This is a genomic window from Pandoraea nosoerga, assembly GCF_902459585.1.
GTDB classification, from domain to species: Bacteria; Pseudomonadota; Gammaproteobacteria; order Burkholderiales; family Burkholderiaceae; genus Pandoraea; species Pandoraea nosoerga.
In genome coordinates this window covers 1-15,259 of sequence record NZ_CABPSC010000023.1, presented here as the reverse complement: position 1 = coordinate 15,259, position 15,259 = coordinate 1, and the positions used below count along the sequence as shown (strand labels likewise).

10 protein-coding genes are annotated in these 15,259 nt (G+C 67.3%); 7 read left to right on the top strand and 3 right to left on the bottom strand.

Features of this window, described 5'->3' with window-relative positions; translation table 11 throughout:
- Positions 1-45: 45 nt before the first annotated feature.
- On the top strand, positions 46-2,496 hold the full coding sequence (locus PNO31109_RS21055; protein WP_244958223.1) for a heavy metal translocating P-type ATPase: 2,451 nt from the start codon (positions 46-48) through the stop codon (positions 2,494-2,496).
- A gap of 114 nt (positions 2,497-2,610) precedes the next feature.
- Here the strand turns inward: PNO31109_RS21055 and PNO31109_RS21050 are convergent, their stop codons facing one another.
- Both PNO31109_RS21050 and PNO31109_RS21045 read right to left on the bottom strand, forming a co-directional pair.
- On the bottom strand, positions 2,611-3,630 hold the full coding sequence (locus tag PNO31109_RS21050) for a CHAD domain-containing protein (RefSeq protein WP_206111490.1): 1,020 nt from the start codon (positions 3,628-3,630) through the stop codon (positions 2,611-2,613).
- A 457-nt stretch (positions 3,631-4,087) separates the two neighbouring features.
- A complete protein-coding gene (locus PNO31109_RS21045; protein ID WP_150557394.1) occupies positions 4,088-4,366 on the bottom strand; it encodes an HU family DNA-binding protein in 279 nt (92 codons plus the stop codon).
- Between the two features lie 518 nt (positions 4,367-4,884).
- Between PNO31109_RS21045 and PNO31109_RS21040 the strand changes: the two genes are divergently transcribed.
- From PNO31109_RS21040 to PNO31109_RS21010, 6 genes are all read left to right on the top strand, one after another.
- The gene (locus PNO31109_RS21040; RefSeq protein WP_150557393.1) at positions 4,885-5,712 is read left to right on the top strand and encodes a phosphodiesterase; all 828 of its coding nucleotides are present in this window, start codon (positions 4,885-4,887) and stop codon (positions 5,710-5,712) included.
- 382 nt (positions 5,713-6,094) lie between these two features.
- The gene (locus PNO31109_RS21035; RefSeq protein WP_244958222.1) at positions 6,095-7,513 is read left to right on the top strand and encodes a PelD GGDEF domain-containing protein; all 1,419 of its coding nucleotides are present in this window, start codon (positions 6,095-6,097) and stop codon (positions 7,511-7,513) included.
- A 22-nt stretch (positions 7,514-7,535) separates the two neighbouring features.
- Positions 7,536-8,612: a tetratricopeptide repeat protein gene (locus PNO31109_RS21025; RefSeq protein WP_174966491.1), complete on the top strand. Its 1,077-nt coding sequence runs from the start codon at positions 7,536-7,538 to the stop codon at positions 8,610-8,612.
- Positions 8,609-10,288, top strand: coding sequence for a GT4 family glycosyltransferase PelF (pelF, locus tag PNO31109_RS21020; RefSeq protein ID WP_150557390.1), 1,680 nt, complete (start codon positions 8,609-8,611; stop codon positions 10,286-10,288). Before PNO31109_RS21025 ends, pelF begins: the two co-directional genes overlap by 4 nt.
- The gene (pelG, locus tag PNO31109_RS21015; protein ID WP_150557389.1) at positions 10,288-11,682 is read left to right on the top strand and encodes an exopolysaccharide Pel transporter PelG; all 1,395 of its coding nucleotides are present in this window, start codon (positions 10,288-10,290) and stop codon (positions 11,680-11,682) included. Before pelF ends, pelG begins: the two co-directional genes overlap by 1 nt.
- Positions 11,683-11,940: 258 nt before the next feature.
- Positions 11,941-12,711, top strand: a complete 771-nt coding sequence (locus tag PNO31109_RS21010) for a ferredoxin--NADP reductase (protein WP_150557388.1) — start codon at positions 11,941-11,943, stop codon at positions 12,709-12,711.
- A gap of 111 nt (positions 12,712-12,822) precedes the next feature.
- Here PNO31109_RS21010 and PNO31109_RS21005 read toward each other — a convergent pair whose 3' ends face one another.
- A complete protein-coding gene (locus PNO31109_RS21005; protein ID WP_150557387.1) occupies positions 12,823-14,961 on the bottom strand; it encodes a TonB-dependent siderophore receptor in 2,139 nt (712 codons plus the stop codon).
- Between the last annotated feature and the right edge of the window lie 298 nt (positions 14,962-15,259).

Sequence of the window (15,259 nt, the reverse complement as noted above, 5' to 3'; positions counted from 1 at the left end):
GGTTTTGAATGGAGGGTAACACGAATCGGTCAACCAGGAGTGAGCATGTCCAACCCCTCGAAGCCGGCCCGCGTGACGCCCCCGATTGCGCAGCCAATGACGGGTTCGATCGCGGACCCGATGACAGCGGATTCCTCGATGCCCCGTCGCGGCGCGGTCGGCGGCGCGGTCCATCGCCACGACGCGGCACAGACGCCCCATCATGCGCACCCGCATGGTCACGAGCACGAGCACGAGCACGACCATGCCCACGCGCACGCCTCACCGGCACCCGCCGGGCACTCGCACGCCGACGGCGCGTGCTGTGCGGGAGTTGCGCGGGTCGCGGCGACCGCGCCGATTCCCGACACCGGTGCGCCGCAGGCGCGCTTTCGGATCGACCAGATGGACTGCCCGACCGAAGAGCGTCTGATTCGCGATCAGCTCGAGCGCCAACCCGGCGTCGACGCTCTCTATTTCAATCTTCTCAAGCGTGAGCTGACCGTCGTTTTCGAGGCGCGCATGTCGGCGCGCGACGCCGCTCGCCACAGCGAGTCCGTCGCCGGAACGCTTCGCAAGCTAGGCATGACGCCGGTGCCGCTCGGCGGCGCCACCGACGCGGTGCCACCGGCTCCCCAGGCGCGCCCGCGCGAGGCGTGGCGTCTGGCAGCGGGCGGCGTGCTCGCCGCCGCCAGCGAAGTCGCCGTCTGGTCGGGCGTGCCGGAGCACAGTCCATGGGTGGGCGCCATCGTGGTGGCGGCGATCCTGTCGTGCGGCCTGCCGACGTTGAAGAAAGGCTGGATCGCGCTGCGCCACTTCACCTTGAACATTCATTTCCTGATGTCGCTCGCCGTGATTGGCGCAATGTGCATCGGGCAGTGGCCGGAAGCGGCGATGGTCATTGTGCTGTTCGCCTTGTCCGAGCGGCTCGAGGCCGCATCGCTCACGCGAGCGCGCCGCGCGGTCGAGGCGCTGATGCGCCTCGCGCCCGATCAGGCTTCCGTGGAACAGTCCGACGGAAGCTGGATCGACGTACCCGCCGCCACGTTGCCGGTCGGCTCGCGGGTTCGCGCGCGTCCAGGCGAGCGCATCGCGATCGACGGCGTAATCGAGCAAGGCAGCTCGGCGCTCAATCAGGCGTCGATCACGGGCGAAAGCGTACCCGTCGACAAGACGGTCGGCGACGACGTCTACGCGGGCAGCATCAACGAGAGCGGCCTCATCGTGTATCGCACGACGGTTGCGCCGGGCGACACGACGCTCGCCCGTATCGTGCGCATCGTGGAGACCGCGCAGCAGCAGCGCTCGCCCACGCAGCGCTTCGTCGACAGGTTCTCGCGCATCTACACGCCAGTGGTGGTGCTGTGTGCGCTGCTCGTCGCGCTGGTGCCGCCGCTTGCGTTCGGTCTGGCGTGGGTGCCCTGGATCTACAAGGCGCTCGTGATGCTCGTCATCGCTTGCCCGTGCGCGCTCGTGATCTCGACGCCGGTGACGGTCGTGAGCGGTCTGACGGCAGCGGCGCGCGCCGGCATTCTGATCAAGGGCGGCGCGTTCCTGGAAAACGGGCGCCTGATTCGCGCCGTGGCGCTCGACAAGACCGGCACGCTCACGCGCGGCGAGCCGCGTCTGACGGATGTCGTGCCGCTGGGCGAGACCTCGCGTGACGGTGCGCTCGCGCTCGCCGCGGCGCTCGATGCCCAGACGACCCACCCGATCGCCCGTGCCGTCGTCGACGGGCATCGCGACGCCGGGCTGGGTCCGCTTGCACCAGTGACCGACTTCGAGGCGCTGCCCGGCATGGGGGTGAAGGGCCGCGTGGGGCAGACGCTGTACTACCTTGGCAATCACCGTCTGGTCGAGTCTCTCGGCGTGTGCCATGCGGGCGTGGAGGCCGAGTTGACGCGTCTCGAGTCGCAAGCGCGCACCGCCATCGTGCTGGCGAGCGAAACGCAGGCGATTGCCGTGCTTGCCGTCGCCGACACGTTGCGCGAGGAGAGCCGAGCCGCGGTGGCGCGGCTTTCCCAAATGGGCGTGCGCACGGTCATGCTCACGGGCGACAACCGGGCGACGGCGCAGGTGATCGGCGAGCAGGCCGGCGTGAGCGACGTGCGCGCCGAGATGCTGCCCGAAGACAAGTGGCGTGCGGTGTCGGCATTGCGCGAGCAGTCCGGGCACGTGGCAATGGTGGGCGACGGCATCAACGACGCTCCGGCGCTCGCGGCCGCCGACGTTGGTTTCGCGATGGGCGTGAGCGGCACGGACAGCGCGCTGGAGACGGCTGACGTCACCCTCGTGGACGACGACCTGCGCAAGCTGCCCGCGTTCATCGATCTGTCGAAACGGTCGGCCGCGGTGCTCAAACAGAACATTGCCGTCGCGCTGGGCATCAAGGGGGTGTTCTTCGCCCTGGCGGCCGTGGGACTGGCCTCGCTGTGGATGGCCGTGTTCGCAGACGTCGGCGCGAGTCTCCTGGTCATCGCCAACGGGATGCGCCTGCTGAGGACCAGGGTGGTGTAAGGCTCACGGGCGAGGCGCGGCGCATGAGCGAGGGGGAGCCCGAGAGACCGACAGCGCGAAAGGGGGCGGCCTGGCCGCCCTCTGTGCTTTTCGTCGTGGCCGTGGTGACGAAAGTCAGGCCTTGCGCAGGCCGCGCTCGAGCGTCTGCGCATCGGGCAGATGGCAAAGCACGTGCGCGGCGCGGCTCGTGGCGTTGACGATGATCGTATCGAGCCGGCCCGTCAGCACGGCGCGCTGCTCGGCGCTTATCGGCAAGTCTTCGCACAAGCGCTGGGCAACGACGGCGTCGTTGAGTTGCCCGAGCAAGGCCTGCGCGGCGCGAAGCGTGTCCTGATACGGCGCGCGCATCGATCTGCGCAGCCACGGCGCGAGCAATTCGGCGCTGTAGCGCGCATGCTTGATTCGCACGCGCAGGGCGTGCAACTGCCCGGTGTCGAGCATTGCCAAACGTCGGCAATCCGGGAACAAGGCGATGTAGCGCTCCCGAACCACGTTATGGACGTGCCTGGCCAGCGTGCGAGGCCGCTTGCCCGGCGTGCGCGATGCGCGTCGCAGCGCCTTCGCGTTGCGGACGTCGGCGCGGCCGTCTTCCGCAACGCCAAATGCCTGGCGTAACAACCCGTACAGCGCGACCCGACGTTCGCTGCTCAGCGCTCGCGCGGCTTGCGCCTGTGCGTCACCGCGCAGCCTGGCGACGTGTGCGTCGAGCGCGGGCCATTCGATGTCGGGATGCTCGATGCGCAACGCGGGCAGGGTCGTGGTGGCCAGCACGTCGGCATCGCGCATGGGGCCCATCTCGAGGCGGAGCCAACGGAGTTCGTCGTTCAGACGCCGCCGCCAGCGGGGCTTCAGCCAGGCGGAGAAGACGTCGATCAGCGCGCGCAGGCGCCGCGTGGCAATGCGAAGCTGATGAACGGTCTCCGGCTCGATCGCGCCGGCGGGGTCGGTATGGCCGGCCGAATCGGGTTGCGGCGGCCAGTCGGCGATCACCGCGGCGGCGAGCATCACCAGCACACGCGGGGCCGACAGACGACGCGCCTGGGCGGCGTCGGGCAGTGCGGCTGCGACGGCCGTGTCGCCAGCGTGCGAAACCTCGGGGGAGGCGGCAGTCGCCGCAGTCGTCGCGCGTGTCATGTCACGCAACATAGCACAGTTGCCGCGGCGAAAAATTGTGCCGGACGATGCGAAAAAGGGGGCGCAACCAGAGGGCGCAACGAGAGGGCGCAACCAGAGGACGCAACGAGAGGGCGCAACGGGGGTACAACCAGACGGTGCAATGCGACTGGCGAAACGGAAGCGACGAGACGCGCAAGGAGCGAGAAAGCGCGAACGTGAGGAAACGTGAGGGAAGAAAGGCGAGCGAAGAAAGGGGGGAGCGGGTGACGACGCCAGGCGGTGGGGGCTTTCGTCGCGGGCGCCCGGTCTCCGAAGGGATCGGTGTGCGGGACACCCGCGAGGCACGCGGCGTCACATCAGTCGTGGACCTCGCGAGAGGATGACGTGACGCTCATCCGTTTGCCGCATGTCGCAAAGCGATGGCGCGAGCAAAAAAGATAGGCCGGCACGGAGGCCGGCCTGCGCGCAACTGGTTTTACTTCTTGTTGACGGCGTCCTTGAACGCCTTGCCAGCCGTGAACTTCACGGTCTTGGCGGCCGGGATCTTGATCGCTTCGCCGGTCTTCGGGTTACGGCCGGTACGCGCAGCGCGCTTGCCCGAACCGAACGAACCAAAGCCGATCAACTGAACCGAGTCACCCTTGGCGACAGCCTTCTTGACGACCTCGAGCACAGCGTCGATGGTTTCGCCAGTTTGAGCCTTGCTTGCACCCGTAACACCGGCGACGGCGTCGATCAGTTCCTGTTTGTTCATGTGTGTTTCCCTTGAGAGGTGGTGAATACCGGCGACAACTCTAACACTTTCGTCATTTGACGAGTGTCGGTGTTGTATCCGCGCCATAAGGCACGCGGCACACGCCAGAGGTTCGCCTTCGCGACGCGTCATGCAGGCGCGATCCGCGGATCTGCCCCGTCACGCATCGAGAGGGCGCCGGCACTGGCCGGGCAGGCGCATTATAGAGCCTTCGACGGGCTGTGGGCCAGTCCTGACAACGGTTTGCGGCGATTTTGTTATGGCATGCCGCGTACTTTCTCGTTTTTGATTGCAAAATCCCGGTATCTCCGGCCATCTCCGGGCATGCCTGCGCGCAATCCCTTGCCAGGCGGGCTTTGGGGGTTTCCCTAGCCTTCCGGGGGCTTGCGCACGAAGACGACTTTTGGTTGGCATCGGCGCGCTCCGTGCTGGCCCCACGTGACGTCATCGCGGCGTCATTCGTGCCGGCTAGCGTGACGCCGCCCGGCGCACGCCGCATCTTTTCGAGGAATTGCCCCATGCTGCTATGTCAGATCACCGATCTTCATGTCACTCGTCCCAACACGCTGGCGTGCGCACGCGTCGATACGGCACGCGCGCTGCGTCAGGCGATCGCTGCCATTGAGCGTCTCTCGCCGCGCCCGGACGCCGTCATCGCCACCGGCGATCTGGTCGACACGCCGTATCCGTCGGAATACGAAGTACTGCGCGAATGCCTGGCCGGATTGTCCATTCCGCTGTATCTCGTCGTCGGCAACCACGACCATCGCGAGTGGCTGCGCGAGGCGTTTCCCGACCACGCCTATTTACGGACGGGCGGCGAGTTCGTGCAGTACCGCGTCGACCTCGGGCCTCTGACCGTGCTCGCCCTCGACACGCAGAACCCACCGCGGCCCGGCGGCCGTCTATGCGAGACGAGACTCGCCTGGCTCGACGAGCAGCTGCATGCCTGCGCGGCGCGACCGACCGTCGTGGCGATGCATCACCCGCCGTTTGACACGGGGATTCACTGGATGGACGGCATGGGCCTTTGCGCGCAGAGCCGCGAAGGTTTCGCTCGCGTGATGTCACGCCATCGTCATGTCGAGCGCGTCATCTGCGGCCATCTGCATCGCAGCATTCACGCAAGCGTGCAAGGCGCGCCGGGCGTCCTGGCGAGCACATGCGTATCGACGGCGCATCAGATCACGCTCGACCTCGCGGCCGACGCCCCGGAGTCCATCATGCTCGAGCCCCCCGGTTTTGCGCTGCACCTGTGGCAGCCGGGAGCGGGCCTGCGCACGCACATGGCCTGCGTCGGGCGGTACGACGGTCCGTACACGTTCGAAGGCGAGCCGGTCTCCTGAAGGAAGGCCGTGGGTTTTCGCACGATGAAAATGGGGACGAAAGTAGGACCGGCCGTGTGTAAAGTGCGGTCCCATCAAACCTGGGAGACCAGTTCGGATCAGCAGTGACAGGGCATGACACGTCGTCCCGGCCTGTGCCGGGAAGGGCGGATCTGCGATCCACTGCCGCCCCTCCGGTGCCACCATTGCGGCCCGGTGTGCCGGGGCGAGACGCCGTCCGATGACGGGCAACCGTGCATACTGCCATCGCGCATCAGTCGCGCGTGCGCCCTTGCCGCATTCAGGGCATTTCGATGGCGTGCGACGACGCGCAGCCGAGGGCCCGACACCCGGGGCATCCGGCCGCACGACCCGGCTGAACTCATTTTTCCGCGAGCGCCACGTGACTACCGCCACGCCAGAAGACGCCGAACCGGCACGCGACGCGCCATCGTCGGTGCGCGTGCGTCGCTCGCAGCCGCTCGGCAATCTCGGGCGCTGGGGGCGATGGGTCGCGCCTGCCATGGTGCGTCCGTTCGCGCTGCTCGAAGTCGTCGTCGGCACCGTGCTGGCGCTCTTGGTGGCCTGGCGGCTTCGGCCCGACGATCCGCTGCTGCTCGCCACGCAATTCCCCTGGTTGTGGCTCGTCGTGCTCGTCTTCGCATTGCGCTACGGCGCGCTCGCCGGCGTGGCCAGTTCGCTGGTGCTCGTGGCCGGCTGGTATGGGCTGAGCGCGCGGCCGGGCATGCCGTTCCCCACCGTGCACTTCGCCGGCGGCACGATCGTCGCGCTGGTCGCCGGACACTTCTGCGACATCTGGTCGAATCGCGCGCATCGCGCACAGGGCATCAACGCCTATTACAGCGACCGGCTCGTGGCGATCACGCACAACCATTATTTGTTGCGCGTCTCGCACGAGCGTCTGGAACGCGACTTGCTGGCCCGGCCGGTGACGTTGCGCGACGCACTCACCCGCTTGCGCGATCTGAGCTCACGGCGCGCGGGCGACATCCACACGCTTGGCAGCGGCCTGCCCAACGCACAGCCGATGCTCGAATTCGCCGCGCTCACGTGCCAGATCGAGGTCGCGTCGCTTTTTCCCGTGCGCGCGGGCCGGCTCGTGCCGACCGCCATTGCACGGGTTGGCGAAGGGTTCGAGCCGAATCCGGACGACCCGCTCGTGCAGCATTGCCTGAGCGAGGGCACGCTTGCCCACGTGCGCGCCGACGATGCGGCAAGCGACACCCGCGCGTGCCTCGCGTGTGCGCCGCTGCTCGACGGCGACGGCACGCTGGTGAGCCTGTTGATCGTGCGTCGCATGCCGTTCCTGGCGCTCAACCACGACAATCTGCAACTGCTGCTCGTCCTGCTCGCGTATTACGCCGACGGCGTGGCGCATCAGCCGCTCGTGGCCGCCGTGCGCGAATCGGTGCCGCAGGCGCCATACGACTTCGCGCTCGAACTTGGCCGCCTGGCGCGTCTGAAGCGCGCGAGCGGCATCGAATCGTCGCTGGTCGCGCTCGCGTTCCCGCGCGGCGCGCGAGGCGATTCGCTGTTCGAGCAGACAGTGCGTCAGCGGCGCGCGCTCGACGCGCTGTGGACCATTGGCACGCCGCGTCGCCAGATTGCGATTGCGCTGATGCCGATCACGGACGAGCACGGGATCGACGGCTACCTGATGCGCGTCGAGACGCTGCTGCGCCAGCAGTACGACGTCGACTTCGAGACCGGCCACATTGCGGTTCATACGGCCCATGTGGACCCCGAGTCGCCCGGCGAGGGACTGCTCAAGCTCATGGAGCGGTGTGTGGATCATGGCTGAGCCGCCATCCGGGAACTCGCGCATGGCCCCGAGGTGGCACGCCCGCCGCAGCGGAGTGACGCACTGTCTGCGCGTGGTGCGCTGGCTGACGCTGCTGGGCGGTGCGGCGCTCGCCATCGCTTGTCAGTTGCGCGCGCTGGAGCTCGTGCTGACGGCCGGCGACGCCGTGGCGTCGGGCGCGCTGCCGGTCGTTCTGGCATGGCAGGCCGTGGCGGCCGCGCTGGCCGGCCTCTTCATGGTGCGGGTGCTGCCGGCCCGCTACCGTCAGCGGCGAGGCGTCTTTCTGCATGCGGCGCTGATCGTCTTCTTCCTTCCGATGGCGGGCCTTGCGGTGATGTTGGGCGTCCTGCTGCTCGGCTACCTGTTTCCGCCACCGCGCGAGGCGCCCGAAGCGTTGCGGGTGAGCGCACCCGGCTTCGTGTCGCATCTGATGGCGCGCGTGCGGCACGGCGCGGGCATGCGCCTGCGCGCGCGGCTGCGCAACGTGCGCGGTGAGCGCGACGACCGCGTCGCGGCGCTCGTCTCGGTGCAGGCGCTGCCCTCGCGCGTGACGAGCGAAATCGCGCGCGACTTGCTCGCCGATCCGGTCGAGGAGGTGCGCCTGCTGGCCTACGGCATTCTCGACGGACTGGAAAAACGCATCATGCAGCAGATTTTCGCCACGCGAGCCTGGCACGAGGCGGCCCAGGACGACGACGAACGCGCCCACGCCGCCCGGCGGCTCGCGCAACTGTATTGGGAACTGGTCTATCAGAATCTCGTGCGCGGCGAAGTGCTGCGCTACACGCTGGAGCGCGTGGAGACGTTCGCGCGCAATACGCTGGCGCAGTATGAGGATGACGCGTCGATGTGGTATTTGCTCGGCCGTTGCGCACTCATGCGCGAGCAGCCCGACGCGGCGCAAATGTATCTGCGGCACGCGCAGTTCCACAGTTTCCCGACAGAGCGCCTGCTGCCCTGGCTGGCCGAAGCCGCGTTTCAGAAGGGCCGCTACGACCACGTGTCGCAGTTGCTCGGCGGCATTGGCGAGAGTGCCGTGACGGGCGCTGCCGTCTCGCCGGTGGTGCAACCTGCCGTGCGCTTCTGGACGCGGCCATGACGACGCCCGGCGATTTCGCACCCGCACCTCCGGGGTCCGATCGGGTGGCCAGCGCGGTGGTGGCCGACGTCGCGCTGCTGCTCGAAGGTACGTTTCCGTATGTGAGAGGGGGCGTGTCCTCGTGGGTGGATCAGCTCATCCGTGCGTTTCCCGAGTTGACGTTTGCGGTCGTGTTCATCGGCAGTCGTCGTGACGACTACGGCGAACCGGTGTACGCCATGCCGCCCAACGTCGCGCACTTCGAAGCGCACTACCTTTATGAAACGCCGGCGCCGTCAGCATCATCGGCACCATCGGCGAGCGCCCCCGGGCGGCCTTCGCGAACGCGCCCGAAGTCCGGCGAGGCCCCGGCATTCGCGGACGTCGCCCGCATGCACGACATGTTTCGTCGTCGCCATGCGTCGGGCGCCGACGGCGGCGCGTCGCTACGCGAGCCGTCGACCGGGGCGGACGACACAGTGCGAGACCTGCTCTCGCGGCTTGTGCCGCAATTGCAGGACGGCCAGCCGCTCGCGCAAGCGGCGTTCCTGCATGGCGAAAGCGCGTGGGGCTTCATCACCGAGCGGTACGAACGGCATTGCCACGACCCCTCGTTTACCGATTATTTCTGGACGGTGCGCGCCATGCACAGGCCGATCTGGCAGCTCGCGCGACTCGCCCATGCGCTGCCCGCGGCGCGGATGTACCACACGGTGTCGACCGGCTATGCCGGGTTGCTGGGCGCGATGTTGCGCATGCGCAGCGGCCGGCCGCTGCTCGTGACGGAGCACGGCAGCTACACCAAGGAGCGCAAGCTCGACCTGCTGCAAAGCGAATGGCTGCGCGACAACCGTGGACCGTTCGAGCGCGACATCTCGCAGGTGGGCTATTTCCAGAACCTGTGGATGCGCTTCTTCGAGGCGATCGGACGCGTGTGCTACGACGCCGCCGACGAGATCGTCGCGCTGTACGAGGGCAATCGCCGGCGACAGGTGAGCGACGGCGCGCCGGTCGGCAAGACGCGCGTCATCCCCAACGGCGTCGACGTGGCGCGCTTCGCGGCGCTGCGCCGGCCGTCGCCGCCCTGCGCCGGCGATGCGGACATTCCGCCCGTCGTGGCGCTCGTGGGCCGGGTGGTGCCGGTCAAGGACATCAAGACGTTCCTGCGCGCGGTCTTCATTGCGTACCGCGCGCGCCCGGACGTGCAGGCATGGATCGTGGGGCCGGACACGGAGGATCCGGCCTACGCGCAGGAGTGCCGCGACCTTGCGGCAAGTCTCGGCATGGAGTTTCAAGTGCGTTTCATGGGCTATCGCGCCGTCGAATCGGTGCTGCCGCAGATCGGCGTGCTCGCGCTCTCGTCCGTGTCCGAAGCATTGCCGCTCGTCATGCTCGAAGCGGCGGCTGCGGGCGTGCCGGTTGTGGCGACGGACGTGGGCGCATGCCGTCAGGTGATCGAGGGGCAGGGTGCGGAAGACCGGGCGCTGGGCCGCGCGGGGCGCGTCGTGCCGATGGCCGACCCCGAGGCGCTCGCCGCGGCCATCGTGGACGTGCTGGAGCCCGCCGAGTGGCATGCCGCGCGCCAGGCCGGCATGACGCGCGTGGCGCGCTACTACCGGCTCGACATGATGTGCGACGCGTATCGTTCGCTGTATCAGGGGCTCTGTTGCCGCCGTATGGCGGGGAGTGCGGACTGATGGCCGGCATCGGTTTCGAGCTGCGGCGCCTGCTGCGCAGCGATACGCTCTCGGGAACGCTCGCCGCGTACAGCTACGCGGGCATCATCAGCGCAGGGCCGCTGGTCCTCTCGATGGTCGGGGTCGTTCTGGTTGGCCTGATGAGCCTCGCAAACGTTCACCCGCCGCAGGTTCTCATGCAGTTCCAGGTGTCGGTCACGTACCTGATCGCGTCGAGCGTGATCGCCACCGGTCTGATCCAGCTTGCGTTCACGCGTTATCTGAGTGACAGGCTTTTCGCGGGCGAGCCGCAGGCGGTGATGCCCTCCTTCAACGCGGTCACGCTCGTCACGACCGTCGCGATGGGCGTCGTCGGCCTCGTGCTGTCGCAGACGCTCTTCGCGGGCCAGCCGCTCGCATATCGCTGGCTGATGTGGGTCGGCTTCGTGCTGCTGGGCAATCTGTGGATCGTGGTGCTGTTTCTCACGAGCGTGAAGCAGTACCGCGCCATTCTCGGCGTGTTCTGCGCGGGCTACAGCCTGTGCGTGGTGAGCGCGGTCCTGCTCGGGCGCTACGGACTTGCCGGACTGCTCGGCGGTTTCGTGATCGGCCACACCTGCCTGCTGCTGGGCCTCACGGCGATCGTCGTGCGCCAGTACCGGACGACGACCTGGCTCTCGTGGGACGTCTTCGTGCCGCGCAATCTCCGTCTGTCGCTCGTGGGCGTCGGCGTGTGCTTCGGGCTGGGCGTATGGATCGACAAGCTGATCTTCTGGGCGTCGCCGGCGACCGGCATGGCGGTGATCGGTCCCCTGCGCGCGGCGCCCGTCTACGACCTGCCGATATTCCTCTCGTACCTGTGCGTGATGCCGGGCATGGCGGTGTTCCTGCTGCGCATCGAGACCGATTTCGCCGAGGCTTACGCAGGCTTCTTCGACGCGATCCGCCATGGCGGCACGCTGCGCCAGATCTCGGCCTCGCGCATATCGATGGTGCGCGCCGTGCGCGCGGGCCTCTACGAGATCCTCAAGGTGCAGGCGGTGGTGACGCTGCTCGTCTTCGCGTTCGGCGACGACCTGTTGCGGCTCGTCGGCATGCCGGCGGCCTGGCAGCCGCTGTTGCGCGTGGATGTGATTGCGGCGGGGTTGCAAGTCTTGCTGCTCGGCGTGCTCAACGTCCTGTTCTATCTGGACCGGCGGCGCGACGTGCTGCTGCTCACCGGTCTGCTGGTGGTGCTCAACGCCGTGCTCACCTGGGCCACGTTGCATTACGGCCCGGCGCTTTACGGCTACGGATTCGCCGCGGCATTGCTTGGCGTGCTGCTGCTGGGCGCACACCGGCTGGCGCGCCGTCTTGCGGCGCTTGAATACGATACTTATATGGGACAGCAGGGGGTGAGGGCGCACGCGCCGTAACGGATATCAATCCCCATGCCGAAAATCCCGCGCGTGCGCAGGGGACAAATGAAGCGGACAAATGAAAGCCATTCCCAATTGGGGTAAAATAGTGGGGTTTTCCCGCCCTCGACCGACAGTGCGTGCACCCGACACGTCCGGGGCCGGGCATCGGGGCCATCACGGACGGCCCGCGCAGGCACACCCCAGGCGGGCCGGGAGACTCCCGGCCAGGCCTGTGCACCGCGCCGCCGCCCTCCGTCAAACGTCAACGCGAATATGAGTTCACAGAATCAACAGACCGTGCTGGAAGTCCACCACTGGACTGATACGTTGTTCAGCTTCAAGACGACGCGCGATGCGTCGTTCCGCTACGTCAATGGCCAGTTCACGATGATCGGCCTGGAAGTCGAAGGCAAGCCGCTGCTGCGTGCCTACAGCATGGCGAGCGCCAATTACGAGGAAGAGCTGGAGTTCCTGAGCATCAAGGTGCAGGACGGTCCGCTCACCTCGCGTCTGCAGAACATCAAGCCCGGTGACAAGGTCATCGTGGGCCGCAAGCCGACGGGCACGCTCATCAACGACAACCTGCTGCCGGGCAAGAACCTCTATCTGCTCTCGACCGGCACGGGGCTCGCGCCGTTCATGAGCATCATCCGCGACCCGGAAGTCTACGACCGCTACGAGCACATCATCCTCGTGCATGGCTGCCGCTTCGCCAGCGAATTGGCGTACCGCGAGCTGATCACGCAGCACCTGCCCGAGCACGAGTACCTCGGCGAGTACGTCCGCGACAAGCTGATCTACTATCCTACGGTCACGCGCGAGGAGTTCGAGAACCAGGGCCGCATCACCGAGCTGGTGGAGTCGGGCAAGCTCTTTACGGACATCGGTCTACCGGAATTCACGCCGGAACACGACCGCGTGATGCTGTGCGGCAGCCCGGCCATGCTCAAGGACACGCGTGAATTGCTGGAAAAGCGCGGCTTCGTCGAAGGCCACAACCACGCGCCGGGGCACTACCTCGTCGAGCGCGCGTTCGTGGGCTGAGCCGCCGTTCGCGCGACTGCCCGCCAGCGGCGGGCAACGAGAAAAGAAAAAAGGCCGCTCATTCGAGCGGCCTTTTCCTTTTTCCTATCGTTTTCCTGCCCCGCGTGTGGCTCAGAAGTCCATCGTGGCGCTGGCGAGGAAGGTCCGCGTGGAGCCCGGCAGCACGAAGCCGTTGTACGTCGTCGTCCAGTAGTGCTTGTCGGTCACGTTGTTGACCGCTGCGCGCAGCACCACCGCCTTGCCCGCGATGCGGGTCGTGTACCTCGCCGACAGGTCGATCGTGGTGTAGGCGGGCACCGAGAGCGTATTGGCGGCATCGACTTCCTGCTGGCCGGTCACTTTCACGCCGGCGGCCACCGTCAGGCCGCGCACGAACGGCGTGTCGTACTCGACGCGGCCGGTCACCACGTAGCGCGGCGTGGCGAAGATGCGTTTGCCGGCGACCACCGGATCGTCCACGTCCACGGCCTTGGTGTTGAGCAGCAAGACGCCGCCAATGACGCGCCAGTCCCGCGCCAGACGCACCCAGCCGCTGGCGTCGAGGCCCTGGAAACGCTGCGTGCCGTCCTGCACGTAGTAGCCCGCCTGGTTGGTGTAGCCGTAGCCGCGCTCCACGCGGAACAGCGCGAGATTCGCCCCCCACGTGTCCTTGTCCGCCTTCCAGCCCACCTCGTACTGCTTGCTCGTGAGCGGGCCGAAGGTCTGCGGGTAGTTCTTGTCGGTAATGCCTGCCGAGCCGCCCGGTTCCATCGATTCAACGTAGCTCACGTAGGCGGTGGAGTCGTTGTCGGTCTTGTACATCAGCGCAGCCGTCGGCGAGACCGGCTTCGCGCGGTAGGACGACGTGGTCTGTGCGCTGGTGTCATACACGTCGTCATGGAACTCGGTGTAGCGCAAGCCGGCGAGCACCGAGATACGCGAGGTAATGCCGATCGTGTCGCTCGCATAGATCGCGCGCTGCGAAATCTTCTCGCTGCGGTACGGCTGATAGTCGAGCCCGATGTCCTGGTTCGGCAGCAGCGACGGGTTATAGATGTTGCTGGTGCCGAGCGCAATGCCGTTGCCGCCGATGCCGTTGTCGTTGAGCTTCGTCTGGCTCTGGTAGCCCACGCCGAACACCACGTCGTGCTTGAGGGCGCCGGTGCTGAATTTGCCCTGCACCATGCCGTCCCACGCCTGGTAGTAGTAAGCCGTCTTCCATTTGTACTGCGTGTCGGCGTAGTCGCCGGCGGCATTGAGCACCGACAGGAAGCTGTCGCCGTTCAGGCGGTTCTGACGCGCGAAGCGATACTTGAAATTGGCCTTCCATTGGTCGTTGATGCGATAGTCCGCCGACGCGCCCGCCGAGAGCGTGTCGCCTTCGTAGTAAGTGAAGGGCTGGGCGAGATTGCGGGCCACCTTGTTCGCGTCGGCCACCGCCCCGGCGCCGGCGAAGTTCATGCCGAACAGCGTGCCCGTGGTCTGGCGCTTCCAGTACATGACGTCGGCGCCGATCGTCAGGTCGGGCGTGACGCGAAAGTCGGTCGCGAACGAAATCGTCTTGCGGCGCACGTGGTTGTTCGGCTCGGCCGTGTTGCCTTCCTCGTTGACGAGGTTCAGGCGGTAGCCGAAGCGGTTGTCCGGGCCGAAGCGGCCGCCCAGATCGACCTTCTCGCTCCAGACGTTGCTCGCTTCGTAGCCCACGGAGATCTGACGCAGCGGCTCGTCGGTCGGGCGCTTGAGCACATAGTTGATGATGCCGCCCGGCGCGCCGAAACCGTACATGAAGCCCGACAGGCCCTTGAGCAACTCGACCTGCTCGAACGGTTCGAGCGGAATGTCGGCCTGCCAGGAGACGAAGTTCTGCCCGTCCACCTTCGTGCCGTCGAGCATGTCCACGCGAATGCCGCGCACGGCGAAGTACGAGTTTTCGTTGCGCTTGTTCTCCGAGAGCGTGCTGACGGACGGATCGTACTTGAAGGCGTCCGTGGCGGTCTGTGCCATCTGGTTCTTGATCTGCTCGCTGTTCACGGCCGTGACCGAGAATGGCGTGTCGACCGCGCGCCGCGTGCCGAGCGCGCCGCTCGAGACGCGCTCGACCTTGACATCGTCATCGCGCCCGGCGGAGACGGTCGTGGCCGGCAGCGCGGCCGCCGCTGCGCCATTGGCCGCAGGCTGCGCGTCCGGCGCCTGCTGGGCGAAGGCGCTGCCGGACGCGAGCGAGAGCGAGGCGGCGCACACGGCAAAGACCCCGGCGATGGCGCGCGTCATGGAGGAGGGCGACGGGTGACGAGTCGAAGCATGCGAGGCGCGCGCGAGGGCGGCGCCACGGCCTGTGAACGGGCGGTGGTGCAACATCGGTGTGAATCTCCCTTGTGTAAAGCGACGTGTGTTCTGGTCTTCTCGTGGGGCACCACGCTCGTCACGATGGGTGCAACAGGCGCAGCATTCGCGAGGGGCGCGGGTATCGAACCGTCGTGCGGCCCGCGCCCGCGCTCAGGTCCGTGCGGCGGCGTCCGGCGGCTCGGGCAGCGCTGTCGCGGGCGTCGAGATCGGCTTGCCCGGCGCG

Bases quoted from the DNA above. Each gene is read 5' to 3' on its own strand.
- PNO31109_RS21055 (WP_244958223.1), top strand. From the start codon at position 46: ATGTCCAACCCCTCGAAGCCGGCCCGCGTGACGCCCCCGATTGCGCAG.
- PNO31109_RS21050 (WP_206111490.1), bottom strand. From the start codon at position 3,630: ATGACACGCGCGACGACTGCGGCGACTGCCGCCTCCCCCGAGGTTTCG.
- PNO31109_RS21045 (WP_150557394.1), bottom strand. From the start codon at position 4,366: ATGAACAAACAGGAACTGATCGACGCCGTCGCCGGTGTTACGGGTGCA.
- PNO31109_RS21040 (WP_150557393.1), top strand. From the start codon at position 4,885: ATGCTGCTATGTCAGATCACCGATCTTCATGTCACTCGTCCCAACACG.
- PNO31109_RS21025 (WP_174966491.1), top strand. From the start codon at position 7,536: ATGGCCCCGAGGTGGCACGCCCGCCGCAGCGGAGTGACGCACTGTCTG.
- pelF (WP_150557390.1), top strand. From the start codon at position 8,609: ATGACGACGCCCGGCGATTTCGCACCCGCACCTCCGGGGTCCGATCGG.
- pelG (WP_150557389.1), top strand. From the start codon at position 10,288: ATGGCCGGCATCGGTTTCGAGCTGCGGCGCCTGCTGCGCAGCGATACG.
- PNO31109_RS21010 (WP_150557388.1), top strand. From the start codon at position 11,941: ATGAGTTCACAGAATCAACAGACCGTGCTGGAAGTCCACCACTGGACT.
- PNO31109_RS21005 (WP_150557387.1), bottom strand. From the start codon at position 14,961: ATGACGCGCGCCATCGCCGGGGTCTTTGCCGTGTGCGCCGCCTCGCTC.